Origin of the sequence: Rahnella selenatireducens (assembly GCF_046449555.1) — a bacterium.
Classification (GTDB): Bacteria; Pseudomonadota; Gammaproteobacteria; order Enterobacterales; family Enterobacteriaceae; genus Rahnella; species Rahnella selenatireducens.
Genome location: NZ_JBKEZJ010000008.1, coordinates 192,017 through 215,735, shown reverse-complemented (window position 1 = coordinate 215,735; position 23,719 = coordinate 192,017). Strand labels below are relative to the sequence as shown.

Here is a 23,719-nt window from a genome sequence, read left to right as displayed (position 1 = left end):
ATGCAGTCGCCACGGGATCACTTAAGGAGAGCACATGCCGTATCCCGTTGATTTGCATATGCATACTGTTGCCAGCACGCATGCTTACAGCACATTACATGATTATATTGATGAAGCCGCGGAGAAAGGCATTAAGCTGTTTGCCATCACCGACCACGGCCCTGATATGGCCGATGCCCCGCACTACTGGCATTTCATGAATATGCGGGTCTGGCCGCGTCTGGTGAACGGAATCGGTATCCTGCGCGGTATCGAATCGAACATCAAAAACATTCAGGGCGACATTGATTGCACCGGCCCGATGCTCGATGAAATCGACGTGATCATCGCCGGTTTCCATGAGCCGGTGATGCAACCGGTGGATAAAGAAACGCACACCGCGGCGATGATTGCGGCGATGGCCGGCGGCGAAGTGCATATTATTTCCCATCCGGGCAACCCGAAATACCCGATTGATATTCCTGCCGTTGCGGCGGCTGCGGCGAAATATAATGTCGCGCTGGAGCTGAACAACTCCTCCTTCATCCACTCGCGTATAGGGAGCGAACCCAATTGCCGTGCGGTTGCGCTGGCCGTGAAAGAAGCCGGTGGCTGGCTGGCGCTGGGGTCGGATTCGCACATTGCGTATTCACTCGGTGGGTTTGAGCACTGCGAGCGAATTTTGCGGGAAGTGGATTTCCCGGAAGACCGTATTCTGAATGTCAGCCCGCGCCGGTTCCTGAATTTTCTGGAGAAGCGCGGGCGCGCACCAATTGCAGAATTGAGCGAACTGTGACATTGTCGCGGCCAATTTACGGGGGATTGCCCCTTTTCAACGACTGATCAGGTTATTGTTATGAATGAATTTTCAATTGTCTGCCGTATTCTGGGCACGTTGTTCTATCGCCAGCCGCAGGATCCGTTACTGGTTCCGCTTTTTGGCCTGATTCAGGACGGGAAATTGCGTGAACACTGGCCGCTGGAGCAGGATGCGTTGCTGATCCGTTTGCAGGAAAGCGCCGATCCCCAGGCGCTGGCCGCTGAGTTTAACCGTTTGTTCGTCGGCTCAGAATGCGCGGTGTCGCCTTTCCGCAGCGCTTACGTTGATGGCGCAAATGAAATGGATATCCGCACCTTCCTGCAACAGCGTGGAATGCCGTTAGGTGAAGCGCCTGCCGATCACTTCGGCGCGATGCTGCTTGCAGCCTCATGGCTGGAAGATCAGTCGCAGGAAGATGAAGTGGGCGCGCAAATCACGTTGTTCGATGATTACCTGTTCCCGTGGTGCGGGAAATTCCTCGGTAAAGTTGAAGCGCACGCCACCAGCGGTTTCTACCGCACGCTGGCTGAAATCAGCCGGGAAGCATTGCAGGTGATGCGCGAGGAGCTGGAAGAACAGCTGCCGCCGGATCTGGATGACGACGAAGAAGACGATCAGTAAACCCCTGATGCGTCAGAAATAAAAAAGCCCGGCCATGAAGATGTGCCGGGCTTTTTAAATTAGTCAGCTTTTTATATTAGTCAGTAAACGGGATCACGAGTTCACCCGGTTTCACTTCTATACCTTTCGCCAGTTTTTTGGCCATCGCTTCGCCTTTGCTGCGGTCGCCATTCAGTACGTACGCCGGACGCTGATCGAAGTAAGTTTTCAGCGAATTGTTCAGGTAAGGCATCAGGCCTTTCATCACACTGTCCATTTTTTCCGGCTGAATAGTGTAATCCACCACCTGCATATCTTTCAGGAAAATCGCGCCTTTATCCTTGTCGTAAGACGGATTGGCTTTAAGCGTCAGGTGCATATCGGCTTTCTGCGGACCAAATAATGACGAGATATCGACATGCGCGTCGCCGGTCAGCGTCACGATGCCCGGTTCTGCGCGGCCAATCTGACTGCTGAGATTGGTCAGCACTAGTTTCGCATCCACCAGCCCTGGCACGCCGAGTTGTTTCTCGAAATTATTGTTCTTGTGCAGATAGTCATTAACCTGTTGCTCGCTGATGGTGTACTGCGTCAGCTGGTTACACCCGGTCAACAGGCTGGCGCACATCAGAACTGCTGCACCTAAAAGTCGCTTTGTCATTCTTCCCTCGTTACGTAAAAACTATTTTGTCAGCATGACCGCTAAACGGTTTCGCTCCAATCAGACAACGCTGATTAGCCTAAGTGCTGGGGAAGGGGAAGAAAAGGGAAAATCGCCGGAAGCAGGCTTCCGGCACAAGATTTAACTGGCGAGGCGTGTAAACAGATTAACCTGAGTCTGTTTTGCCATATTGTCGCGATAAGCCTGAACGCGGGACGGCCACTCAATTCCCTGAACGATAGTCAGCGAACGCAGTACCGGCCAGAGATTGATGTCATCTTCTGAAAGCTCGCCGTTGACGGCGTTCGGTTCGACGATCAGCTTATCGAGCGCACGTAAGTCCTGGCTGATTTTTTTCACCAGACCTTCTGAATGTTTCAGATGCTCCTGAAAATCGCCGCTGGCAGCCTGCTTTTTGTCGGAGAAGTACTTACGCGCTTCCGGCGTGGAGAACTCCTCCAAAGGCGCGGCCGCAAAACGAGGCAGCAGCAATCGCCCCATATATTCAGAAACATGACGCAGCCAGGTCGCAATGGAGGCATTCAGCGGGCCGGTCAGCAGCGGTTTTGCGTCACTTTTATCCACGTAATGTACGATGTCCATACTTTCCGGCATAAAGCCGCCATCTTGTTTTTGCAGGATCGGCACCATCTTTTTGCCCACCATGGAAATCGGGGTTTTCTCGTCATCATTGAGCAGAACTTTGATTTCTACCGGAATGTTTTTCAGACCGAAAATCATGCGTGCTTTAACGCAAAAAGGGCAATGTTCGTAAACGTAAAGTCTCATGGTTCATAGCTCCTGTTGTCGCCGGCGTTGACCTGTAGGGTGCGTGAAAACTGCCGGATATAGGTTCGGATTTAATCGATACGCTGAAACCAGTATGGGTAAATGAGGAGTGGAGATCAAACCGCGTCCCTGAGAACGCGGTTTGCATCAAGGTATTAATTGCCGCTCAGCATGGCCGGTTCGATGCGGCGAAGATTGAATTGCCAGTACAAACCGGTGAGGGTGATGAAGCCCACGATGCCCAGTAAAAACCACGGTAATTCAGGGAGTTCAAGCGCGCGGCCGGTGTCATACATCCAGCCGCCGCCGGTGTAACCAATCACGCCGCCCAGTGCCAACCCCAGACGGCTAAAGCCCATATAGCTGCCCCGTGCACGGGCATCGGCCAGCGAGGCGCTCAGCGTTTCACGCGCAGGCTCGGCAATGATGGAGCCGATGTAGAAGAATCCGATCAGCAGCAACAGCGGGTTAATCGATGTCACCAGCCCGACAGGCAGAAGACTGAGGGTCATGATCAGCAGGCCGAACATCAGACGCTGCTCAAGGCGGAAGTGTTTTTCGCTCCAGCGCGCAATCGGATACAGCAGCGTCAGGGAAAGCACTGCTTCAATCGCATACATCCATTTCACCGCCGCCGGGCTGCCCGCGACATCATTGACCGCAATCGGCAACATCAGCATGACCTGCACGGTCAGCATGTAATAACCGGTCAGCGTCAGTACATACGCCAGAAAACGGCGATCGCGCAGCACACGCATCATGCCTTCACGCATCGGTGTGCGCAGGGTGGAAATCCGGTAAGCAGGCAGCAGCCAGGCGTTGCAGGCGGCGGCCAGCACAAATATGCCCGCACCGGCCCAGCACACGTAATGGAAATCATATTGCAGCAACCAGCTGCCGATGAGCGCACCGATAACCGCACCGGCGCTGTCTTGCATCATCATCAGGGAGAAGAAACGGCTGCGCTCGTGCGGACGGGTCAGCTTGATCACCAGCGCGGTGCGCGGCGGGTCGAACAAGGTGCCCCCGAGGCCGGAGAGAATGCAAGAACAGACTAAAATCCACGGTTCGTCTGCCATTGCCATGGTGGCGAATCCGGCAGCGCGTAAAAGCATGCCGGTGATAATCATCGGTTTGGCACCAAAACGATCAGCGATTGCGCCGCCGAAAATGCCTAATCCCTGTTGCGTGAGCTGGCGGACACCCAGCGCCAGACCCACAGCCATCGCGGCCCAGCCGAGCTGATCGACAAATCGGATCGAGATCAACGGAAAAACCACGAAAAAGCCTAAAATAACCAGCGCGTTGTCTAATAACAGAAAGTACTTACCCAAGCTCCGAGCTTGTGATACCAGAGACATGCTTCACCATGAGCGATTATTTGTACCCTGTCCGGCAGATACAGAAAGGAAGAAAAGACCGTTCCAGTCTGAACCCGAATCAGGCGTTTAGATAGGGCGCTATTGATAATATTTTTTTATCGTCAAGCCGCGTTCTGACTGGCAGAATTGGCGATGATCAGGTGTTTCCTATAAATTCTATTCATCGACCCGTGCGGGATGTGGAGGAAGGGATGTTTGGCTATAAATCTGCCGTGCCGAAAGTGCGGCTTACCACGGACCGGATGGTTCTGCGCCTGGTTCATGACCGTGATGCGCACCGGCTGGCTGAATACTATGCGGAGAACCGGGTGTTTCTGAAACCCTGGGAACCGGTCAGGGATGAAAGCCATTGTTATCCTTCCGGATGGCAGGCGCGTCTGGGGTTAATTTCCGAAATGCAGAAACAGGGCAGCGCGTATTATTTTATTCTGCTGGACCCCGATGAAACCCGCGTGATGGGCGTGGCGAATTTCAGTAACGTCCTGCGCGGCTCATTCCATGCCTGCTTTCTCGGTTATTCCCTCGGTCAGGAATGGCAGGGGAAAGGGCTGATGCAGGAAGCGTTGCAATCGTTAATCCGCTATATGCAGCGTCAGCAAAAAATGCACCGTATTATGGCCAATTATATGCCGCACAATAAACGCAGCGGGCAACTTCTCGAGCGTCTGGGCTTCGAGCGTGAAGGCTATGCGAAAGATTATTTACTGATTGATGGCAAATGGCAGGATCACGTCCTGACGGCGTTAACCTGGCAAGAATGGACGCCCCCGTCCCGATAAGGAGAGCAACATGAAACATGAACTCAGCGACCGGGAAGCCCGGGTGGTCGGTTGTTTGCTGGAAAAACAGCTCACCACGCCGGAACAGTATCCGATGACGCTCAACGGATTAACCACCGCCTGCAATCAGAAAACCAACCGTGAACCGGTGATGGAACTCAGCGAAAGCGACGTTCAGCAAACGCTGGATATGCTGCTGCGCAAACACATCATCCGCACCCTTAGCGGTTCCCGCACCATGAAGTACGAGCATCGTTTTTGTAATTCCGAATTCGGCAATCTCAAATTTTCCCCGCAGGAGGTGGCGGTTGTCACCACGCTGTTGCTGCGCGGCGCGCAAACGCCGGGTGAATTACGCACGCGCACCAACCGTTTGCACGATTTTTCTGACGTTGCTGAAGTCGAGCAAACTCTGACAGATCTGACTAACCGCGAAGATGGCCCGTTCTGCGTGCGTCTGGCGCGTGAACCGGGCAAGCGCGAAAGCCGTTTTATGCACCTGTTCAGCGGTGAAGTCAGCCAGGCGGCCAGCGCCGCAGAAGAGCCATTTTCCAGCACCGCCGCACCGGACTCCGGGCTGGCCGCGCGCGTGGAAACGCTTGAGGCCGAAGTGGCCGAACTGAAACAACGTCTGGAAAGCCTGCTGCAACATTTGGGTGACTAAAAGGAAAATGTCGTGAGTAAACTTCGGATAGGCGTTATCGGGCTTGGCGGGATCGCGCAAAAAGCGTATCTGCCAGTTCTCAGTCATGCTGAAAAGTGGACGCTGGTCGGCGGTTTTTCCCCGAATCAGCAAAAAGCACAGGCCGTTTGCGACAGCTACCGGCTGGCCTGTTTTTCCCGGATGGACGAACTTGCCAGCCAGTGCGACGCGGTATTCGTCCACAGCAGTACGGCCAGCCATTTCGACGTCGTCGGGCAATTGCTGGCGCAGGGCGTCCATGTGTATGTTGATAAACCGCTGGCACCTGAGCTGGATCAGGCCGAACAATTGGTAGAGCAGGCTAACCGGGCAGGCAAAGCACTGATGGTCGGGTTTAACCGCCGCTTTGCGCCGCTCTATCGTCAACTGAAAGAGCAGATGGAACAACCGGCGTCTTTGCGTATGGATAAACACCGTACGAACAGCGTCGGGCCACACGATCTGCGTTTTACGTTGCTGGATGATTATCTGCATATCGTGGATACGGCGCTGTGGCTGGCGGGCGGCAATGCCACTCTGGAAAGCGGGCTCATTCAGATTAACGAGGCTGACCAGATGCTTTATGGCGAGCATCATTTCCTGTGCGGAGAAACGCTGGTGACGACTTCAATGCATCGCCGTGCCGGGACATTCCGCGAAAGCGTGCAGGCGGTTACTGAAGGTGCTGTTTATCAGCTCGATGATATGCGGGTCTGGCGCGATGAACGTGACGATATTCTGACGCAGCAACCTGTTGCAGGCTGGCAAAGTACGCTGGCGCAGCGTGGTTTTGTCGGCGCAATTGAGCATTTTGTTGATTGCGTCTCGAACCAGACCGCACCGGAAACCAGCGGCGAACAGGCGATTTACGCGCAGGCCATGATCGAAAAAATTCTGCAAAACTGAGTGAAAGCCGCACAGGACGGTGCGGGTAACAATCTATAACAACTGCCGTTGGCTATTGCATGGCGGATGCGTAGACTAAGCGCATCTTTGAGCCATGCCGGTTCATCTTTCACGCCTGCTGATGCAGGCGTAGTTGTTTAACCTGTTGATCAATACTGCATTACAGACAGGCCACCGGCAAACAAGAAAAGTGACATGAATCTACTTAAATCTCTGGCAGCCGTCAGTTCAATGACGATGTTTTCACGTGTATTAGGGTTTGCCCGCGACGCCATTGTGGCCCGCGTTTTTGGTGCCGGAATGGTGACCGACGCCTTTTTTGTGGCGTTCAAACTGCCCAATTTATTACGTCGTATTTTCGCTGAGGGCGCATTCTCTCAGGCTTTCGTGCCCATTCTGGCCGAGTATAAAACCCAGCAGGGCGAGGAAGCCACGCGGACGTTTATTGCTTACGTTTCGGGCCTGCTGACGCTGGTTTTGGCGATTGTCACCGTGCTCGGTATGCTTGCCGCGCCGTGGGTGATTTACATTACGGCTCCGGGTTTTGTAGATTCGCCCGATAAATTTGCACTGACCAGTTCGCTGCTGCGCATCACGTTCCCGTATATCCTGCTGATATCACTGGCCTCTCTGGTCGGTGCGATACTCAATACCTGGAACCGTTTCTCGATACCGGCTTTTGCGCCGACGTTCCTGAACGTCAGCATGATTGGCTTTGCGCTGTTTGCGGCGCCTTATTTCCACCCACCGGTGCTTGCTCTGGCCTGGGCGGTGGTTGCAGGCGGATTGCTGCAACTGGGCTACCAGCTCCCGCATTTGAAGAAAATCGGTATGCTGGTTCTGCCGCGTCTGAACCTGAAGGATGCCGGGGTCTGGCGCGTTATGCGTCAGATGGGGCCGGCAATCTTGGGTGTGTCGGTGAGCCAGATCTCCCTGATTATCAACACCATTTTTGCGTCATTCCTGGTCTCAGGTTCCGTGTCATGGATGTATTACGCTGACCGTCTGATGGAGTTTCCGTCCGGCGTGCTGGGCGTGGCCCTGGGGACAATTCTGCTGCCGTCGCTGGCGCGGAGTTTTTCGAGCGGCAATCATGCCGAATACAACCGCCTGATGGACTGGGGCTTGCGCCTGTGTTTCCTGCTGGCACTGCCAAGTTCTGTCGCGCTGGGTATTCTGGCGAAACCGCTGACCGTTGCGCTGTTCCAGTACGGAAAATTCAGCGCCTTTGATGCGTCAATGACGCAGCGCGCGCTGGTGGCATATTCAGTCGGCTTGATGGGGTTGATTGTAGTGAAGGTGTTGGCACCGGGCTTCTATTCCCGTCAGGACATTAAAACACCGGTCAAAATCGCCATCGTCACATTGCTGATGACACAGGTGATGAACCTTGCATTTATCGGGCCGCTTAAACACGCCGGTCTTTCACTGTCGATTGGTCTGGCTGCATGCCTGAATGCGTCGCTGCTTTACTGGCAGCTGCGTAAACAGGATATCTTCCAGCCTCAACCAGGCTGGAAAGTCTTCCTGATCAAACTCTTTGTTGCAGTGATTGCGATGTCTGCGGCGTTACTTGGCATGATGTGGCTGATGCCCGCCTGGGATGTCGGCGGAATGGCCTATCGTCTGGCACGTCTGGTGGCGGTTGTCGCGGTGGGTGTGGTGGCGTACTTCGCCGTGCTTGGCCTGCTAGGGTTCCGCGTGAAAGAGTTTGCCCGGCATTAATCCGGTTTTCATGTGAGAAAATGCAGAAACAGAAAAGGGCGCTAGCGCCCTTTTTAATGCCTGCCAGATAGGAACTACATACGTTCTACGGTCTCGATACCCAGCGTATCCAGACCGGTTTTCAGCGTGCGCTGGGTTAACAGGGCCAGTTTCAGGCGGCTGTTACGGCTTGTGTCGTCTTCAGCGTTCAGTATCGGGCAATGTTCGTAGAAACTGGAGAACAAACCTGCAACGTCGTAGAGATAAGCGCACATGGTGTGTGGCGTGCCTTCGCGGGCAACAACGGTCAGCACTTCTTCAAATTGCAGCAGACGTGTTGCCAGCGCGGCTTCGCGTTCTTCGCTCAGCACGACCGGCTGGGTCAGGCTGTTAACGTCGATCTCGGCACGTTTGAAGATTGATGCCACGCGGGTGTATGCATATTGCATGTATGGCGCGGTGTTACCTTCAAAGGCCAGCATGTTGTCCCAGTCGAAGATGTAGTCGGTGGTACGACTTTTCGACAGATCAGCGTATTTGATAGCACCAATACCGACGGCGTTGACCAGCTTTTCAAGTTCTTCCGCGTCTTTCAGTTCTGGGTTCTTTTCTGTGATCAGCTTGCGGGCACGCTCAATCGCTTCGTCCAGCAAATCAGACAATTTCACCGTGCCGCCTGAACGGGTTTTAAATGGCTTACCGTCTTTACCCAGCATCATGCCGAACATGTGGTGTTCAAGCGCAACGGAATCAGGAACATAACCGGCTTTACGTGCGATAGTCCACGCCTGCATCAGGTGCTGGTGCTGGCGGGAATCGATGTAATACAGCACACGATCGGCACCCAGCGTTTCGTAACGGTATTTCGCACAAGCGATGTCGGTGGTGGTGTAGAGGTAGCCGCCATCTTTTTTACGGATGATGACGCCCATCGGGTCGCCTTCTTTATTCTTGTACTCGTCCAGATAAACCACGACGGCACCTTCGCTGTCGACGGCCAGACCTTTCGACTGCAGGTCAGACACGATACCCGGCAGCATGCTGTTATACAGGCTTTCACCCATAACGTCGTCTTCAGTCAGGGTGACGTTCAGGCGGTTATAAGTCAGCTGGTTTTGCTTCATGGTCACATCGACCAGTTTGCGCCACATCTGCAAACAGTACTCATCGCCGCCCTGCAGTTTCACCACGTAGCCACGCGCACGTTCGGCAAAGGCTTCATCTTCGTCGTAGTTCTTTTTCGCAGCACGGTAGAATTCTTCAAGATCGGCCAGATTCATGTCACCGGCATTCTCGTTTTGAATTTTTTCGAGGTAGGCAATCAGCATCCCGAACTGCGTGCCCCAGTCGCCGACGTGGTTGGCGCGGATCACTTTGTGGCCCAGCAGTTCGTTGGTCCGTACTGCGGCGTCGCCGATAATGGTGGAACGGATGTGGCCAACGTGCATTTCTTTCGCCACATTTGGCGCAGAATAGTCAATGACGATGGTTTGCGGCTCAACGGGCGCGATACCCAGTTTTTCGTCATTTAGCGCGCTGTCAACGTGGGCACCGACGAATGCCGGATCCAGGAAGATATTGATGAAACCGGGACCGGCAATTTCGACTTTGTTTGCGATGCCGTTCAGATCCAACAGTTCAACCACTTTCTCTGCCAGTTGTCGTGGCGGCATACCGAGTTTTTTTGCCACGGACATTACGCCATTAGCCTGATAGTCGCCAAACTGAGCTTTGGCGGACTGACGGACCTGCGCTTCGCTGTCGGCGGATGCGCCTGCTGCGACCAGCGCCTGGCTGACTTTATCTGAAAGGAGTGACTGAATATTCACCGGATTACCTTATAATTTATCCCCGTCATCCTTCGCGCTGCCTCTGCGTTAGCTGTCTTCGCGAACCCCGGTCACATACTGATGTCTCTGACCGGGGTATTCACTCACTTGCTGGCTTGATGCAACCCGAATGATTTAGGGGAAGAATGTAGTTGTTTACTGGTTATACGTTTTTAACGGATTAACCGAAAATGATGCGTGTTTATATCATATTAGCCTTGCGGCGTCAGTATTGCCGCACGTCCTGAAGGCATGAAAGCGCGATTCTGCGGCGTGTCTCTGGCAACCGGATGAAAGGCTGTGTAAATTACCCGCCCCTGAAGATCTGCAAACTAAAAAGAGATAGGATGCCCGCCATGAAACAAGTGCCTGAGTTACAGGATTTAGTCGAAGATATGTCGCGTTTCTCTGATGTATTACTGACATTCGCTGCAAAATTGCAGATCAATCTGGGTGAATTTCATGCCGATCATATTTCCGTGCGCTGTCATCAGAATACGACGGCCGACCGCTGGAAATCCGGGCTGGAAAAATGCGGCAGCCTGCTCAATGAAACCCTGATTAACGGGCGGCCAATCTGCTTGTTTACGCTCGATGAGCCGTTGACGGTTGGGCCTCTGAGCATTGATCTGGTGGAGTTACCCTATCCGGGTGATAAGCGTTATCCGCACGAAGGTTGGGAACATATCGAGATTGTCCTGCCGGGTGCTGAAGAAGAGTTGTATACGCGGGCGCTGGCAATGATTGCAGATGAAGCGCTGATGACGCCCGGTATAAAACTGAAGCAGAGTGCGCCCAAAGGGGAAAATGAGCGTTTGCCAAACCCTACGCTGGCTGTCACTGACGGTTCAGTGACGATTAAATTCCACCCACACAGTCTGCGTGAAATTGTCGCCAGCGAAAGGGACGCGGGTTAACGCCAGAGCTTATCGAGTGCGGCTTCCATCCGGTCGAGCGCTTTCCCGAGGAGGGCGCGCTGACAGCCGAAATTGATGCGTACGCACTTCGGCGCGCCAAATTCGGCTCCGCCGGAGAAACCGACGCCCGCTTCCACAAAGAAACGGTACGGGTCTTCAACCGGCAATGCGCTGGCATCAATCCAGCCAAGATAGGTGCCTTCGGGTGCCAGCATACGTAAACCTGGCATGGCGTTAATACGCGTCGCCACAATATCCCGGTTTTCACGCAAATAATCGAGCTGTGCGTTAAGCCATGCTTCGCCATCGCGGTAGGCCGCAGTCGCTGCAACATACGCCAGAATATTGACGTGCGGCACGATACCTTTGCTGGTGTCTAAAAATTTCCGGCGTAATTCGGGGTTTGGGATGATTGCCATTGAGGCACCCAGTCCGGCCAGATTGAAGGTTTTCGACGGCGCCATCAGCGTAATCGAACGTTGTTCTGCATCCGCATTGAGTGAGGCAAACGGAACGTGCTTCAGATCTGGTTCCAGAATCAGGTCGCAGTGGATTTCATCGGAACACACCACCAGATTGTGGCGTCTGGCGAATTCCTGTTGTTGACGCAATTCATCGCGGCGATAAACCGTGCCGCCCGGATTATAAGGGTTGCAGAGCATCAGCAGTTTTTCACTGCCATCAAGCTGGCTTTCGGCGGCGGAAAAATCTGCCACCCAGCGTTGTTGAAGTTGGGTGACCGGAATGGATTTAAATGCCCGGCCTTCAGATTGTGCGGCCTGCATGAAAGGCGGATAAATGGGCATCGGCATCAGGCTGCTTTCGTGCGGCGCAACGTTGGCGCGCACGGCCACGTTCAGCCCGCAGACCAGACCCGGAAGCCAGACAATCCATTCCGGCTGAATCGCCCAGTCATAAAGGTCTGCAAGCCGCTTAACCACAATATTAATCAGTTCCGGCGGAGTAATACCGTAACCAAAGACACCTTCGGCCACGCGTTGTTGCAGTTCTTTAATTACCTGAGGCGGGGACGTGAAGTCGGTATCGGCGACCCAAAGCGGAATCACATCCTGATGATGATATTTATTCCACTTAACGCTATCACTGTGACTGCGGTCTACCCACAAATCAAAATTGAGTGCCATAGTTAGCTTTCCTAAGCAGGCAGTTGGGCGGGAATGCTCATGTCAAAGCCTACGCGACATGGCCGGTTACACACAAGTGTTGTAGCATAATGCCGTAATCAGGAGAGGTCACATGACGAAATTAGAAGTGTGTTGTTACAGCGTGGATTGTGCGTTAACAGCAGAACAAGCCGGAGCGGATCGCGTCGAATTGTGCGCGAGTCAGGCTGATGGTGGGATTACGCCGAGTTACGGCACCCTCAAACTGGCGAGGGAAAAAGTGACGATCCCTGTACATCCGATTGTACGTCCGAGGGGTGGTGACTTTTGCTATAGCCAAAGCGAATTTGATGTTTTGAAAAGTGACATCGCGATGATCCGCGATCTCGGTTTTCCCGGTCTGGTGGTCGGCATGCTCGACGATGAAGGGCATATTGATATGCCAAGAATGTGGGAAGTGATAGCGTTATGCGGCGATATGGCCGTGACATTTCACCGCGCTTTCGACATGTGCCTGAACCCGAAGATTGCGCTTGAGCAGTTGACTCAGCTAGGTGTGGCGCGCATTCTGACTTCCGGACAGCAGCAAAATGCGGAAGTCGGTTTGCCGATGCTTCGGGAACTGAATCAGCTCACGCGTGGTCCTATTATTATGGCTGGCGCAGGTGTGCGCCTGACGAATCTGCAAAAGTTTGTGGATATCGGGCTGACCGAATTGCACAGCTCGGCAGGGCGTCAGGTTCCTTCCTCTATGCGCTACCGCAAAGCCGGTGTCACCATGAGTTCCGACACCGATTTTGATGAATTCAGTCGTTATTGCGTGGACGGTGATATTGTTGCCGCAATGAAAAGTACATTGCAGTTTGACGATCAAATATCCCGCACGGCGTAATAATCTCAAGATTTAACCGGGTCAAACGACCCTTATTGCGTCGCCCTGCGCAAGTACCAGGCCCCGTCATTTTGGCGGGGCTTTTTTTATGCTTAACCGCTGTGCTAGACGCGGTGTTTTTCGGAAGGGCCTGCTGCGGTTTCAATCAGCGTCACCAGATGTTCGATGGCGTCTTTTGTCGGATCCTGTTTATCGCTGTTCGCTGTATTACGGCGTAAAGACTCAACAACTTCCGTTTTTACATCGGGAAGATTTACCGAAATTGAAGCGATGCTGAATGCAATTGCTGCCTCCAGTGCCTGAGTTGTGCGCAGGAGAACATCCGGGTTTTCGTGTGTGTCGGACACTTTATAACCTTGTGGTTGTTATGGTTATAAGAGACTAGCATTTTCATTACATTTGGAAAGTGTGTCAGATCGAAAATTGGACAAATGTTTTCATTTAATCTGAGAAGTGTCAGCCCCAGGTAAGGTAAGCCACGCCAAACATGCCGGCTTTAACCACCAGACACATCACAAAGAGGCCCAAAACTATCACTCCACGATCAAAAAGGAATCGGATTCTCCGGCGCATACTTTTCTCCGCGACAGGTTCGCGTTCTGATGAATAACTTTGGCCGAATTTATACACGAAACACTATGAATCAATCCAACGATAAAGTATGAAAACAGGAAGCTTTACAAAGGCCTGGCGTGCAGTTGCCGTCAGCCCTGATCTTAAGGCCGGAAAAGGTGAATAGATTCGGAAGATTTATATCAGTCAGAAGTGTGCTGGCTACTTTTCGTAGAAGTTTTTAATTTTGATTGCGACATCAATATTGGCCCAGTGCAATTCGTTTTCCTGATGCAAACTGCTGCTGCCATCTTCCCAGGAAACGTAATACGAGACGATGCCTTTATCAGATTCAAACGTATTCATCACGGTGCCTTTGATATCGCCGGATCTGTGTTGAACGATACTGCCTTTAGGGAATTTCATACATCCTCCCAAAACGTTAACCACGATCTCTGTCAGAACAAACAGATAGCCATTCCGAAAGGTTAGACCTTTTTAATCCCGGATGTACAGCGTGACGGGGCAGAAAGCCGGAGATAAATGCGGGGAAGGTTTCCGCCAGACAGTGAGTCTGGCGGAGAAACCAGGGTTTAAGGTTTGCGGGCGATAAGCAACGCGCGGCGCGGTGCCGGATAACCTTCAATAGTTCTGGTCGGATCGTTCGGGTCGAGGAATTCGGCCAGTGATTCGCTGGTCATCCAGTCGGTACGGCGCTGTTCCTCAACCGTAGTGACGCTGACATCCGCGATACGCACATCGGCAAATCCACATTTAACCAGCCAGTCTTTCAGCGCTTCGGCGGATGGAATGAAATAGATATTCCCCATCTGCGCGTAACGATCACCCGGTACCAGCACCTGCTGACTGTCGCCTTCGACAACCAGCGTTTCCAGCACCAGTTCACCGCCACTGACCATCTGGTTTTTCAGCTGATAAAGATGATCCAGCGGTGAACGGCGGTGGTAAAGCACGCCCATCGAGAAAACGGTGTCGAACGCGTTCAGCTCAGGCAGCTGCTCGATACCCAGCGGCAGTAAATGTGCACGCTGATCGCCGCCCAGCAATTTACGCACGGCTTCAAACTGGCACAGGAAAAGCTGCATCGGATCGATACCAACGGCCAGATGCGCGCCCGCGCCAACCATGCGCCACATGTGATAGCCGCTGCCGCAGCCGACGTCTAAAATGGTACGGCCCGCCAGAGAAGAGATGTGCGGAAGTACGCGATCCCATTTCCAGTCTGAACGCCATTCAGTATTGATTTCAACGTCGTACAGCGAGAAAGGCCCTTTACGCCATGGCATCATATTGCGCAGCAGGTTCTCGATGCCTTCGCGCTGACCGACGGGCAGCGGGGTTTCCATATTGGCGGAAACGCTGTGCAGCAAATCCAGACGTTCAGGCTGTAACAGTGGCAGGCGGTCAACCGAGTTAAACCACAGTTTGAACTTACCGTGCAGCGACTCTTTCTGCCATGCTGTCAGTTGTGAAGGCAGCGTGTTGAGCCACGGGCTCAGCGGGCCTTTGGCAATCACGCGGTAAAAATCACCAAAATCAATCATTCTGCTTCTCCAGCTTTGACGGCAATCAGCGAGCCGAAGTTAAAGCACTGGAACCAGAGTTCTGTGTGCTGGAAACCGGCCTGATGCAGGCGCGCTTTGTGGGTTTCAACAGAATCGGTCAGCATCACGTTTTCCAGCATGCTGCGTTTCTGGCTGATTTCCAGTTCGCTGTAGCCGTTCGCACGTTTGAAATCATGATGCATATTGAAGAGCAGTTCGCCGACGTCTTTGTCCGCGAAACTGAATTTTTCTGACAGCACCAGCGCCGCGCCCGGACGCATCCCCTGATAAACCTGATTCAGCAAACGCTGACGATCGTCGGGTTCGAGGAATTGCAGGGTGAAATTAAGCACAACCATCGAGGCATTTTTGAGTTCGATATCCAGAATGTCGGCTTCTATAACGTTAACCGGCGTATCCGCGCGGAAGGCGTCAATGTGGCGGCGACAGCGTTCCACCATGGCAGGGGAATTATCGACCGCAATGATTTCGCATCCAGAAACCTTGATATTGCGGCGCATCGACAGCGTGGCCGCACCGAGCGAGCACCCCAGATCATAGACATTCGTGCCGGGCTTAACAAAGCGCTCGGCGAGCATGCCAATCATCGAAATAATGTTGGAATAACCCGGTACAGAACGTTGGATCATATCGGGGAAAACTTCAGCGACGCGTTCATCGAACGTCCAGTCGCCCAGCTTATCTATCGGTGCAGAAAACAGCGTATCGTGCTTTGCCATAAGGGTGAGTCGAACCAAAAAATTGAAGGCCAGAATTTTGAGGGCGAATTTTAGCAGATACTGAGGCGGGCAGATACCTGTGAGCGGCGCTGCCCGTAAAAAACGGCGGAAAACCTAGTCGAATGCCAGAAACTGGGACCACGGCAGGTAGATAATATTTGCGATAACCATCAACACCAGCGAGATATACGTGGCAGCCATGCCGCTGCGGCGCCAGGCGAATTCACGGTGCTTTAGGCCGTAATAATGGAAGAGCCGGCCGATAATCAGCAGCAATCCGCAGGCGTGAATCATCCAGACGCCGGCACCGTTCATTTCCATAAACAGCAGCAATAAACAGCCGATTGGCAGATATTCGACGGCGTTGCCGTGAACGCGGATGGCGGTTTGTAGTTCGTAGGAGCCGCCGTCGCCGGTGGCTATGCGGTATTGCATTCTCAGGCGTACCACATCGAAAGAGAGTTTGATCAAAAGTATGGCGGCAAGCACGACATATAACGCGCTAATCATGATGACTTCCTTGGTTATTCCCTTTGTTCCGGAGGGGCAATGACCCGCTTCACTGCGTCACTATGATAGCGGCAAGACGTAAAACTGTCGTCAGACAATCACGAAAAATTTAGAACAGTGCGTCCTGTTCTGGCCAGTCTGGTTCAGGTTGAACTGAAGGCATTTTCGCTCGCAGTAGAGGCCAGAGACTGCGTGCTTGCTGCGGCGCGTCGGTGCAATCGGGGGTGTGGATAAACAAATAAGGCGAAAGCCCCTGAGTTTCCCAGGCAGCAAGTTTGTCTGCCCACTGTGCGAATAATGGCCGGTTATCTTGCAAGATATCGCCGCCGATAAAACGGACGATAGGGCGCGTCGCGGTTACAACGGCGTGGAGCGGCAGAATGGGTTTTTTACGTTTCGCGTCGAGAACCGCTTCGGTCTGAGATTTCGAGCTGTGAACCGGACGGCTGTCGAGAATGGTACGGTTAATCCCGCGCTGATATAACCCCTGATTCAGCGCGCGCTCCGCATCGCCTTTTGCGAAAAAATCAGAATGACGGACTTCAACGCCGTAATCAAAACCGGCGGGCAGAGCATCCAGAAATTGCCACAAACGGTCGAGATGCGCGGGTGCAAAAGCAGGAGGAAGCTGTAACCATAGCTGGCCGATCCGTTCGCCGAGCGGTGCCAGTGTGCGGTAAAACGTGTCGATATCTTCCTGACAATTTGCCAGTGCAGCTTTATGGCTGATTGCCGACGGGAATTTGAAACAGAAACGGAAGGTTTCGGGCGTCATATCGCGCCAGCGCATCACGACATCCTGTTTTGGCAGCGCATAAAACGTGGTGTTACCTTCGACACAATTGAAATACCGGGCGTAATCAGCCAGATCGCGAAGCCCGATGCGGGCCCACGCGTTGTGGTGCCATTGCGGTAAACCAATATACATGCCGCGCTTCCTCTGATTTTTCCATAAAAAAACGCCGCCCGGCAGGTGGCGTCAGGGATATCCGGCAGGGTAACGTTACCGCGGCAGTGCGGCAAGCACTTCGGCGGTTAAACGCACGCGGCTGATGCGCGGGAAGATAAACTGAACGCTGGACTGATGATGGTCGTTGTTGTGCGCGCTGCACGCATCTTCGGCGATCACCAGCTCATAGCCGTGCTCCCAGGCGTTACGGGCTGTGGACTCCACGCCGATGTTGGTGGAAATACCGGCCAGCACGATGCTTTTAATGCCTCGACGGCGCAGCTGTAAATCCAGGTCCGTACCGTAAAACGCACCCCACTGGCGTTTCACCACCAACAAGTCTTTGTCGGTGACGCCCAGTTGCTCCGGGAATTCCCACCAGCTTGCTGGCAGGCCGCCTTCCGGCGCGGCCGCAGGGACATCGACCGGCTGTTTCAGCGCTTCGTCAAAAGAGTCAGACCAGCCCACGCGTACCATCACAACCGGAGAGCCGAGTTTACGGAAACGGTTTGCCAGTTCTGTGGCGTTATCCAGAACTTTCTGAGCGGTGTGCGGGCCGCCGGCAAACGGCAGAATGCCTTTCTGTAAATCGATCAGCACTAATGCGGTCGTTTTAGGGTCGAGTTTCATGGTGTTTAGCTCCCGGTTATCAAAAGGGGTAAATAGAGGCAGGAATAATGAACTGCGTGTACAAAGGGGATGGCCGGAGTCTATGCTAACGCGTGGGTCGAAATGGGGATAATTTTGTTAAATTATGTGTAGCAAGCAACATGAGTAAATTTCCGCGCCAGCCTTGATGCGTTCGCACTTATCCTGCAGCGGAAATTCCTTTATAATAGCCGCCTTTTTTCGACCCGAATAAAACCCATTCCGCGCGCTGCACAGTTTAGCGGCGGGCGATCAGAGTGAATAACCGTTTCTGTACCTGTGTGCCATGAGGCCGGGTAGTGGGATCAAAAGGATACCGTTATGCGTACTGTATATTGTGGAAAGCTGAATGCGTCCAATGTGGGCCAGGAAGTGACATTGTGTGGCTGGGTTAACCGTCGCCGCGATTTGGGTGGTTTGATTTTCATCGATATGCGTGACCGCGAAGGTATCGTTCAGGTCTTCTTCGACCCGGATCAGGCCGAAGCCTACAAACTGGCTTCTGAACTGCGTAACGAGTTTTGTATCCAGTTAACCGGTACCGTCCGTGCGCGTCCTGAAAGCCAGTTCAACAAAGACATGGCGACCGGTGAAGTGGAAGTCTTCGCTAACCAGCTGAACATCATCAACCGTTCAGAAGCGCTGCCGCTGGACTCCAATCACGTCAACACTGAAGAAGCGCGTCTGAAATACCGCTATCTGGATCTGCGTCGCCCGGAGATGGCTAACCGCCTGAAAGCGCGTGCAAAAATCACCAGCTTCGTGCGTCGTTTCATGGACAGCCATGACTTCCTCGACATCGAAACCCCGATGCTGACCAAAGCCACGCCGGAAGGCGCGCGTGACTATCTGGTGCCAAGCCGTGTGCACAAAGGCAAGTTCTACGCATTGCCGCAGTCCCCGCAGCTGTTCAAACAGTTGCTGATGATGTCCGGTTTCGACCGTTACTATCAGATTGTTAAATGTTTCCGCGACGAAGATCTGCGTGCTGACCGTCAGCCAGAATTCACCCAGATCGACGTGGAAACCTCTTTCATGAGCGCCGAGCAAGTGCGCGAAGTAATGGAGAAACTGGCACGTGAACTGTGGCAGGAAATCAAAGGCGTGGATCTGGGCGATTTCCCGATCATGACCTTTGCAGAAGCCATGCGTCGTTTCGGTTCAGACAAGCCTGACCTGCGTAACCCGATGGAAATGGTTGATGTTGCTGACCTGATGAAGAACATCGAGTTCAAAGTGTTCGCCGATCCGGCTAACGATCCAAAAGGTCGCGTGGCGGCATTGCGCGTACCTGGCGGCGCACAGCTGAGCCGTAAGCAAATCGACGAGTACGCGAAATTCATCGAAATCTATGGCGCGAAAGGCCTGGCATACATCAAAGTCAATGAAGTGGCTAAAGGTCTGGAAGGCATTCAGAGCCCGGTCGCGAAGTTCCTCAATGCGGATTTGTTGTCTGCCCTGATTGAACGTACCGGCGCGCAAGACGGCGACATGATTTTCTTCGGCGCAGCCAGCGCGAAGATTGTGACCGACGCAATCGGCGCACTGCGTCTGAAAGTAGGTCGCGATCTGAAAATCACCAACGAAGACATGTGGGCTCCGCTGTGGGTTATCGACTTCCCGATGTTCGAAGACACCGACGAAGGTGGCCTGAGCGCTATGCACCACCCGTTTACCGCACCGAAAGAAATGACGGCGCAGGAGCTGGCGGCGAACCCGGTTTCCGCAATCGCGAACGCGTACGACATGGTCATCAACGGCTACGAAGTGGGCGGCGGTTCCGTACGTATTCACCGCAGCGAAATGCAGCAGACCGTGTTCAGTATTCTGGGAATTAACGAACACGAACAGCGCGAGAAATTCGGCTTCCTGCTCGACGCCCTGAAATACGGCACACCGCCACATGCCGGTCTGGCATTTGGTCTGGATCGTCTGGTCATGCTCCTGACCGGTACGGATAACATCCGTGACGTTATCGCCTTCCCGAAAACCACGGCAGCAGCCTGTCTGATGACCGAAGCACCAAGCTTTGCGAATCCGGCCTCTTTGCTGGAACTCGGTATTGCGGTTGTCGCGAAAAAAGAAGTGACACCAGACACAAATACAGAGAATAACTAATGAGCTATAAGCGTCCTGAGTCGATACTGTGCGTCATCTACGCCAGAAACACCGGCAGGGTGCTGATGCTCCAGCGAAAGGATGACCCGAATTTTTGGCAGTCGGTAACCGGCAGCCTGGAAGGCGGGGAATCCCCGAATCAAACCGCGCAGCGTGAAGTGATGGAAGAGGTCGGAATCGATATCGCAGGTGAAAACCTGCCTCTTCAGGATTGCGACCGCTGCGAGGACTTTGAAATATTTGCGCATTTGCGCCATCGCTATGCTCCCGGCGTAACCCGTAATAAAGAACACTGGTTCTGTCTGGCGTTACCCGACGAGCGTGATGTGGTTCTTACCGAACATCATGCGTACCGGTGGCTGGGAAAAGCGGAAGCGGCAGCGCTGACCGTCTCCCCGAGCAACCAGCAGGCGATTGAAGAATTTGTAAACTATTCGGTCTGTTAAGACTTTAGACTTTTTGGAGATATTTATGGCAGGTCACAGTAAGTGGGCCAACACCAAGCACCGCAAAGCGGCGCAAGATTCTAAACGTGGCAAAATCTTCACCAAAATCATTCGTGAGCTGGTTACCGCTGCACGTCTGGGCGGCGGCGATGCGGGTTCAAACCCACGTCTGCGTGCTGCAATTGATAAAGCACTGTCCAACAACATGACCCGCGATACACTGAACCGTGCTATTGCGCGTGGCGTTGGTGGTGACGATGACACCAACATGGAAACCATCATTTATGAAGGTTACGGTCCGGGTGGTTCTGCGATCATGGTTGAATGCCTGAGTGACAACCGTAACCGTACCGTGGCTGAAGTGCGTCATGCTTTCACCAAAACCGGCGGTAATCTGGGCACTGACGGCTCCGTTGCCTACCTGTTCTCCAAGAAAGGCGTGATCTCTTTCGCACCTGGCCTGGATGAAGATGTTCTGATGGAAGCCGCGCTGGAAGCGGGCGCAGAAGATATCCTGTCCTACGACGATGGTGCCATCGACGTGTTCACTGCCTGGGAAAATTTGGGTGAAGTGAAAGATGCACTGGAAGCCGCCGGTTTCAAAGCGGATTCCGCAGAAGTCACTATGATCCCATCGACCAAAGCCGACATGGATGCAGAAACTGCACCAAAATTGTTGCGCCTGATCGACATGCTGGAAGATTGTGACGACGTACAAGAGGTTTACCACAACGGTGAAATCTCCGACGAGATTGCAGAAACTCTGTAATCTTACCGCAGCCGGTGGTCTCCACCGGCTGGCTATTCTGAAATCCCTCAGCAGTTTATACTGTCCCCAACTTTCTCAAAAAAACGACAACACAAGGCGTTGAGCGGCTATGGCTATTATTCTGGGGATCGACCCCGGTTCACGCATCACCGGCTATGGAATTATCCGCCAGACAGGGCGTCAGCTGAGTTATCTGGGCAGCGGCTGCATCCGTACCGTCGTTGACGACATGCCGGGGCGTTTGAAATTAATTTACGCTGGCGTTTCGGAAATTATTACGCAGTTCCAGCCTGACTTTTTTGCCATCGAATCCGTATTCATGGCGAAGAATGCGGACTCCGCGTTAAAGCTCGGGCAGGCGCGCGGCGCGGCGATTGTAGCCGCAGTGAATCAGGATTTACCGGTGTTCGAATACGCCGCGCGGCAGGTGAAACAAACAGTTGTGGGCACAGGTGCTGCCGAAAAGTCGCAGGTGCAGCACATGGTGCGTTCTATCCTGAAACTGCCCGCCAATCCGCAGGCCGACGCCGCCGATGCGCTTGCGATTGCGATTACGCATTGCCACATGAGTCAGAATGCGATCCGGCTTAGTTCTGATAAATTGCAGATGGCGCGCGGACGTATGCGATAGACGCCGCAAGTCCATTTGGCTGGATATCCATCCAGCCTTTTTTATGATATAAACACTGCTGCTTTTGACCTGATAAGGAAAATGAACGTGATAGGCAGACTTCGAGGCATTATTCTGGAAAAACAGCCACCTCTGGTGCTGCTGGAAACCAACGGCGTGGGCTATGAAGTCCATATGCCGATGACCTGTTTTTACGAATTGCCCGAACTGGGTCAGGAAGCCATCCTCTTCACGCAATTTATCGTTCGCGAAGATGCCCAACTGCTTTACGGGTTCAATGATAAACAAGAGCGCGCGTTGTTCCGTGAACTGATCAAAGTGAACGGCGTCGGGCCAAAACTGGCGCTGGCAATCCTGTCAGGCATGTCGGCACAGCAGTTTGTCAGCGCAGTGGAAAAGGAAGAAATCACTGCCTTAATTAAGTTACCTGGCGTCGGTAAGAAAACCGCAGAGCGTCTGGTCGTCGAAATGAAAGACCGGTTTAAAGGATTAAACGGTGATCTATTTAACAATCATACTGATATCACGCTACCTGCATCGGCGTCGAAAGCGAAAGAGTCTGATGCCGAAGGTGAAGCAGTAGCCGCCCTGATATCCCTCGGATACAAACCACCAGAAGCCAGCCGCATGATCAGCAAAGTGGCGAAGCCGGGTGCAGAATCCGAAACGTTGATTAGAGAAGCGCTGCGCGCGGCGCTGTGAGGTAACGATGATTGAAGCTGACCGCCTGATTTCTTCTGAAGTGTTTAGTGAAGAAGAGGTCATTGACCGTGCGATCCGCCCCAAGCTGCTTAACGAATACGTCGGGCAGCCCCACGTGCGCTCGCAGATGGAAATCTTTATTCAGGCGGCAAAGCAACGCAAAGACGCACTCGATCACCTGCTGATTTTCGGGCCGCCGGGGTTGGGTAAAACCACACTGGCGAACATCGTTGCCAACGAAATGGGCGTGAATCTGCGCACGACTTCCGGGCCGGTGCTGGAAAAAGCCGGTGATCTGGCCGCGATGCTGACCAATCTCGAACCTCACGACGTGCTGTTCATCGATGAAATCCACCGTCTCTCGCCGGTTGTCGAAGAAATTTTGTATCCGGCGATGGAAGATTATCAACTGGATATCATGATTGGCGAAGGCCCGGCGGCGCGATCCATCAAGCTTGATTTGCCACCGTTCACCCTGATTGGTGCCACGACGCGCGCCGGTTCCCTGACGTCTCCGTTGCGTGACCGTTTCGGTATTGTGCAGCGTCTGGAGTTCTATCAGGTCGCCGATTTGCAGCATATCGTCTGGCGCAGTGCGTCCTGCCTCGGGCTGGAACTGTCGGAAGAAGGGGCGCATCAGATTGCTCGCCGCTCGCGTGGCACGCCGCGTATTGCCAACCGCCTGCTGCGCCGCGTGCGTGACTTTGCCGAAGTGAAAGGCGACGGTACGATCAACGGTGATGTAGCAAACGGTGCGCTGGACATGCTGGACGTTGATGCTGAAGGTTTTGATTATATGGACCGCAAACTGCTGCTGGCGATTATCGATAAATTCACCGGCGGGCCGGTGGGGCTGGATAACTTAGCCGCAGCAATTGGCGAAGAGCGTGAAACGATTGAAGACGTGATCGAGCCGTTCCTGATCCAGCAGGGCTTTATTCAGCGCACGCCGCGCGGACGTATGGCGACTAACCATGCGTATAAGCATTTCGGCATTACGCGGGAATCTGAATAACAGCCTTTCT

26 protein-coding genes are annotated in these 23,719 nt (G+C 53.4%); 14 read left to right on the top strand and 12 right to left on the bottom strand.

Features of this window, described 5'->3' with window-relative positions:
• Nucleotides 1-34: 34 nt before the first annotated feature.
• Together ACLBVC_RS15230 and ACLBVC_RS15225 are read left to right on the top strand one after the other, a co-directional pair.
• Nucleotides 35-775 carry a phosphatase gene (locus ACLBVC_RS15230; protein WP_410150321.1) on the top strand — a complete coding sequence of 247 codons (741 nt, stop codon included), beginning with the start codon at nt 35-37 and terminating at the stop codon, nt 773-775.
• A gap of 60 nt (nt 776-835) precedes the next feature.
• Nucleotides 836-1,420, top strand: coding sequence for a TorD/DmsD family molecular chaperone (locus ACLBVC_RS15225; RefSeq protein ID WP_410150320.1), 585 nt, complete (start codon nt 836-838; stop codon nt 1,418-1,420).
• A gap of 76 nt (nt 1,421-1,496) precedes the next feature.
• Here the strand turns inward: ACLBVC_RS15225 and ACLBVC_RS15220 are convergent, their stop codons facing one another.
• The 3 genes from ACLBVC_RS15220 to mdtH form a co-directional block, all read right to left on the bottom strand.
• A complete protein-coding gene (locus ACLBVC_RS15220) occupies nt 1,497-2,060 on the bottom strand; it encodes a lipoprotein (protein ID WP_410150319.1) in 564 nt (187 codons plus the stop codon).
• 141 nt (nt 2,061-2,201) lie between these two features.
• Nucleotides 2,202-2,849 (bottom strand): glutaredoxin 2, encoded by a 648-nt coding sequence (grxB, locus tag ACLBVC_RS15215; protein ID WP_410150318.1) that lies wholly within the window; start codon nt 2,847-2,849, stop codon nt 2,202-2,204.
• 155 nt (nt 2,850-3,004) lie between these two features.
• Nucleotides 3,005-4,210: a multidrug efflux MFS transporter MdtH gene (mdtH, locus tag ACLBVC_RS15210; RefSeq protein ID WP_410150317.1), complete on the bottom strand. Its 1,206-nt coding sequence runs from the start codon at nt 4,208-4,210 to the stop codon at nt 3,005-3,007.
• Nucleotides 4,211-4,422: 212 nt separating this feature from the next.
• Between mdtH and rimJ the strand changes: the two genes are divergently transcribed.
• The 4 genes from rimJ to murJ all read left to right on the top strand — a co-directional run bounded on the left by rimJ (nt 4,423) and on the right by murJ (nt 8,323).
• A complete protein-coding gene (gene rimJ / locus ACLBVC_RS15205) occupies nt 4,423-5,010 on the top strand; it encodes a ribosomal protein S5-alanine N-acetyltransferase (RefSeq protein ID WP_410150316.1) in 588 nt (195 codons plus the stop codon).
• 10 nt (nt 5,011-5,020) lie between these two features.
• The gene (locus ACLBVC_RS15200; RefSeq protein WP_410150315.1) at nt 5,021-5,674 is read left to right on the top strand and encodes a YceH family protein; all 654 of its coding nucleotides are present in this window, start codon (nt 5,021-5,023) and stop codon (nt 5,672-5,674) included.
• 12 nt (nt 5,675-5,686) lie between these two features.
• Nucleotides 5,687-6,598: a Gfo/Idh/MocA family protein gene (locus ACLBVC_RS15195; RefSeq protein WP_410150314.1), complete on the top strand. Its 912-nt coding sequence runs from the start codon at nt 5,687-5,689 to the stop codon at nt 6,596-6,598.
• A 195-nt stretch (nt 6,599-6,793) separates the two neighbouring features.
• Nucleotides 6,794-8,323, top strand: a complete 1,530-nt coding sequence (murJ, locus tag ACLBVC_RS15190) for a murein biosynthesis integral membrane protein MurJ (RefSeq protein ID WP_410150313.1) — start codon at nt 6,794-6,796, stop codon at nt 8,321-8,323.
• Between the two features lie 74 nt (nt 8,324-8,397).
• Here murJ and argS read toward each other — a convergent pair whose 3' ends face one another.
• Nucleotides 8,398-10,131 (bottom strand): arginine--tRNA ligase, encoded by a 1,734-nt coding sequence (gene argS / locus ACLBVC_RS15185; RefSeq protein ID WP_410150312.1) that lies wholly within the window; start codon nt 10,129-10,131, stop codon nt 8,398-8,400.
• Nucleotides 10,132-10,478: 347 nt separating this feature from the next.
• Here argS and ACLBVC_RS15180 point away from each other — a divergent pair, with 347 nt between their 5' ends.
• Nucleotides 10,479-11,048 (top strand): VOC family protein, encoded by a 570-nt coding sequence (locus tag ACLBVC_RS15180; protein WP_410150311.1) that lies wholly within the window; start codon nt 10,479-10,481, stop codon nt 11,046-11,048.
• Here the strand turns inward: ACLBVC_RS15180 and ACLBVC_RS15175 are convergent.
• On the bottom strand, nt 11,045-12,193 hold the full coding sequence (locus ACLBVC_RS15175) for a MalY/PatB family protein (protein ID WP_410150310.1): 1,149 nt from the start codon (nt 12,191-12,193) through the stop codon (nt 11,045-11,047). The two genes, ACLBVC_RS15180 and ACLBVC_RS15175, sit on opposite strands and share 4 nt — an antisense overlap.
• A gap of 112 nt (nt 12,194-12,305) precedes the next feature.
• Here ACLBVC_RS15175 and cutC point away from each other — a divergent pair, with 112 nt between their 5' ends.
• Nucleotides 12,306-13,064, top strand: coding sequence for a copper homeostasis protein CutC (gene cutC, locus ACLBVC_RS15170; RefSeq protein ID WP_410150309.1), 759 nt, complete (start codon nt 12,306-12,308; stop codon nt 13,062-13,064).
• A gap of 104 nt (nt 13,065-13,168) precedes the next feature.
• Here the strand turns inward: cutC and ACLBVC_RS15165 are convergent, their stop codons facing one another.
• From ACLBVC_RS15165 to ACLBVC_RS15135, 7 genes are all read right to left on the bottom strand, one after another.
• A complete protein-coding gene (locus tag ACLBVC_RS15165) occupies nt 13,169-13,411 on the bottom strand; it encodes a hypothetical protein (RefSeq protein WP_410150308.1) in 243 nt (80 codons plus the stop codon).
• A 427-nt stretch (nt 13,412-13,838) separates the two neighbouring features.
• The gene (locus tag ACLBVC_RS15160; protein ID WP_410150307.1) at nt 13,839-14,042 is read right to left on the bottom strand and encodes a hypothetical protein; all 204 of its coding nucleotides are present in this window, start codon (nt 14,040-14,042) and stop codon (nt 13,839-13,841) included.
• Between the two features lie 167 nt (nt 14,043-14,209).
• A complete protein-coding gene (cmoB, locus tag ACLBVC_RS15155; protein WP_410150306.1) occupies nt 14,210-15,181 on the bottom strand; it encodes a tRNA 5-methoxyuridine(34)/uridine 5-oxyacetic acid(34) synthase CmoB in 972 nt (323 codons plus the stop codon).
• A complete protein-coding gene (gene cmoA / locus ACLBVC_RS15150; protein ID WP_410150305.1) occupies nt 15,178-15,921 on the bottom strand; it encodes a carboxy-S-adenosyl-L-methionine synthase CmoA in 744 nt (247 codons plus the stop codon). The genes cmoB and cmoA overlap by 4 nt, the downstream gene beginning before the upstream one ends.
• 114 nt (nt 15,922-16,035) lie before the next feature.
• Nucleotides 16,036-16,431, bottom strand: coding sequence for an MAPEG family protein (locus ACLBVC_RS15145; protein ID WP_410150304.1), 396 nt, complete (start codon nt 16,429-16,431; stop codon nt 16,036-16,038).
• A 109-nt stretch (nt 16,432-16,540) separates the two neighbouring features.
• Nucleotides 16,541-17,359 carry a DUF72 domain-containing protein gene (locus ACLBVC_RS15140; protein WP_410150303.1) on the bottom strand — a complete coding sequence of 273 codons (819 nt, stop codon included), beginning with the start codon at nt 17,357-17,359 and terminating at the stop codon, nt 16,541-16,543.
• Nucleotides 17,360-17,434: 75 nt separating this feature from the next.
• Nucleotides 17,435-18,010 (bottom strand): hydrolase, encoded by a 576-nt coding sequence (locus ACLBVC_RS15135; protein WP_410150302.1) that lies wholly within the window; start codon nt 18,008-18,010, stop codon nt 17,435-17,437.
• 339 nt (nt 18,011-18,349) lie between these two features.
• Here ACLBVC_RS15135 and aspS point away from each other — a divergent pair, with 339 nt between their 5' ends.
• The 6 genes from aspS (at nt 18,350) to ruvB (ending at nt 23,709) form a co-directional block, all read left to right on the top strand.
• Nucleotides 18,350-20,146 (top strand): aspartate--tRNA ligase, encoded by a 1,797-nt coding sequence (gene aspS, locus ACLBVC_RS15130; RefSeq protein ID WP_101078712.1) that lies wholly within the window; start codon nt 18,350-18,352, stop codon nt 20,144-20,146.
• Entirely contained in the window at nt 20,146-20,592 is a 447-nt protein-coding gene (nudB, locus tag ACLBVC_RS15125) for a dihydroneopterin triphosphate diphosphatase (protein WP_410150301.1), read from the top strand. The genes aspS and nudB overlap by 1 nt, the downstream gene beginning before the upstream one ends.
• 25 nt (nt 20,593-20,617) lie before the next feature.
• Complete coding sequence (locus ACLBVC_RS15120; protein WP_410150300.1) at nt 20,618-21,361, top strand: YebC/PmpR family DNA-binding transcriptional regulator; 744 nt, start codon at nt 20,618-20,620, stop codon at nt 21,359-21,361.
• A gap of 109 nt (nt 21,362-21,470) precedes the next feature.
• Nucleotides 21,471-21,992, top strand: coding sequence for a crossover junction endodeoxyribonuclease RuvC (gene ruvC, locus ACLBVC_RS15115; protein WP_015696865.1), 522 nt, complete (start codon nt 21,471-21,473; stop codon nt 21,990-21,992).
• 87 nt (nt 21,993-22,079) lie between these two features.
• Nucleotides 22,080-22,694: a Holliday junction branch migration protein RuvA gene (ruvA, locus tag ACLBVC_RS15110; protein WP_152325805.1), complete on the top strand. Its 615-nt coding sequence runs from the start codon at nt 22,080-22,082 to the stop codon at nt 22,692-22,694.
• Between the two features lie 7 nt (nt 22,695-22,701).
• A complete protein-coding gene (gene ruvB / locus ACLBVC_RS15105) occupies nt 22,702-23,709 on the top strand; it encodes a Holliday junction branch migration DNA helicase RuvB (protein ID WP_410150299.1) in 1,008 nt (335 codons plus the stop codon).
• The last annotated feature ends 10 nt before the right edge of the window (nt 23,710-23,719 follow it).

Excerpts from the sequence above, each read along its gene's own strand:
- ACLBVC_RS15230 (WP_410150321.1), top strand. The coding sequence starts at position 35 with ATGCCGTATCCCGTTGATTTGCATATGCATACTGTTGCCAGCACGCAT.
- ACLBVC_RS15225 (WP_410150320.1), top strand. The coding sequence starts at position 836 with ATGAATGAATTTTCAATTGTCTGCCGTATTCTGGGCACGTTGTTCTAT.
- ACLBVC_RS15220 (WP_410150319.1), bottom strand. The coding sequence starts at position 2,060 with ATGACAAAGCGACTTTTAGGTGCAGCAGTTCTGATGTGCGCCAGCCTG.
- grxB (WP_410150318.1), bottom strand. The coding sequence starts at position 2,849 with ATGAGACTTTACGTTTACGAACATTGCCCTTTTTGCGTTAAAGCACGC.
- mdtH (WP_410150317.1), bottom strand. The coding sequence starts at position 4,210 with ATGTCTCTGGTATCACAAGCTCGGAGCTTGGGTAAGTACTTTCTGTTA.
- rimJ (WP_410150316.1), top strand. The coding sequence starts at position 4,423 with ATGTTTGGCTATAAATCTGCCGTGCCGAAAGTGCGGCTTACCACGGAC.
- ACLBVC_RS15200 (WP_410150315.1), top strand. The coding sequence starts at position 5,021 with ATGAAACATGAACTCAGCGACCGGGAAGCCCGGGTGGTCGGTTGTTTG.
- murJ (WP_410150313.1), top strand. The coding sequence starts at position 6,794 with ATGAATCTACTTAAATCTCTGGCAGCCGTCAGTTCAATGACGATGTTT.
- ACLBVC_RS15180 (WP_410150311.1), top strand. The coding sequence starts at position 10,479 with ATGCCCGCCATGAAACAAGTGCCTGAGTTACAGGATTTAGTCGAAGAT.
- ACLBVC_RS15175 (WP_410150310.1), bottom strand. The coding sequence starts at position 12,193 with ATGGCACTCAATTTTGATTTGTGGGTAGACCGCAGTCACAGTGATAGC.
- cutC (WP_410150309.1), top strand. The coding sequence starts at position 12,306 with ATGACGAAATTAGAAGTGTGTTGTTACAGCGTGGATTGTGCGTTAACA.
- ACLBVC_RS15160 (WP_410150307.1), bottom strand. The coding sequence starts at position 14,042 with ATGAAATTCCCTAAAGGCAGTATCGTTCAACACAGATCCGGCGATATC.
- cmoB (WP_410150306.1), bottom strand. The coding sequence starts at position 15,181 with ATGATTGATTTTGGTGATTTTTACCGCGTGATTGCCAAAGGCCCGCTG.
- cmoA (WP_410150305.1), bottom strand. The coding sequence starts at position 15,921 with ATGGCAAAGCACGATACGCTGTTTTCTGCACCGATAGATAAGCTGGGC.
- ACLBVC_RS15145 (WP_410150304.1), bottom strand. The coding sequence starts at position 16,431 with ATGATTAGCGCGTTATATGTCGTGCTTGCCGCCATACTTTTGATCAAA.
- ACLBVC_RS15140 (WP_410150303.1), bottom strand. The coding sequence starts at position 17,359 with ATGTATATTGGTTTACCGCAATGGCACCACAACGCGTGGGCCCGCATC.
- ACLBVC_RS15135 (WP_410150302.1), bottom strand. The coding sequence starts at position 18,010 with ATGAAACTCGACCCTAAAACGACCGCATTAGTGCTGATCGATTTACAG.
- aspS (WP_101078712.1), top strand. The coding sequence starts at position 18,350 with ATGCGTACTGTATATTGTGGAAAGCTGAATGCGTCCAATGTGGGCCAG.
- nudB (WP_410150301.1), top strand. The coding sequence starts at position 20,146 with ATGAGCTATAAGCGTCCTGAGTCGATACTGTGCGTCATCTACGCCAGA.
- ACLBVC_RS15120 (WP_410150300.1), top strand. The coding sequence starts at position 20,618 with ATGGCAGGTCACAGTAAGTGGGCCAACACCAAGCACCGCAAAGCGGCG.
- ruvC (WP_015696865.1), top strand. The coding sequence starts at position 21,471 with ATGGCTATTATTCTGGGGATCGACCCCGGTTCACGCATCACCGGCTAT.
- ruvB (WP_410150299.1), top strand. The coding sequence starts at position 22,702 with ATGATTGAAGCTGACCGCCTGATTTCTTCTGAAGTGTTTAGTGAAGAA.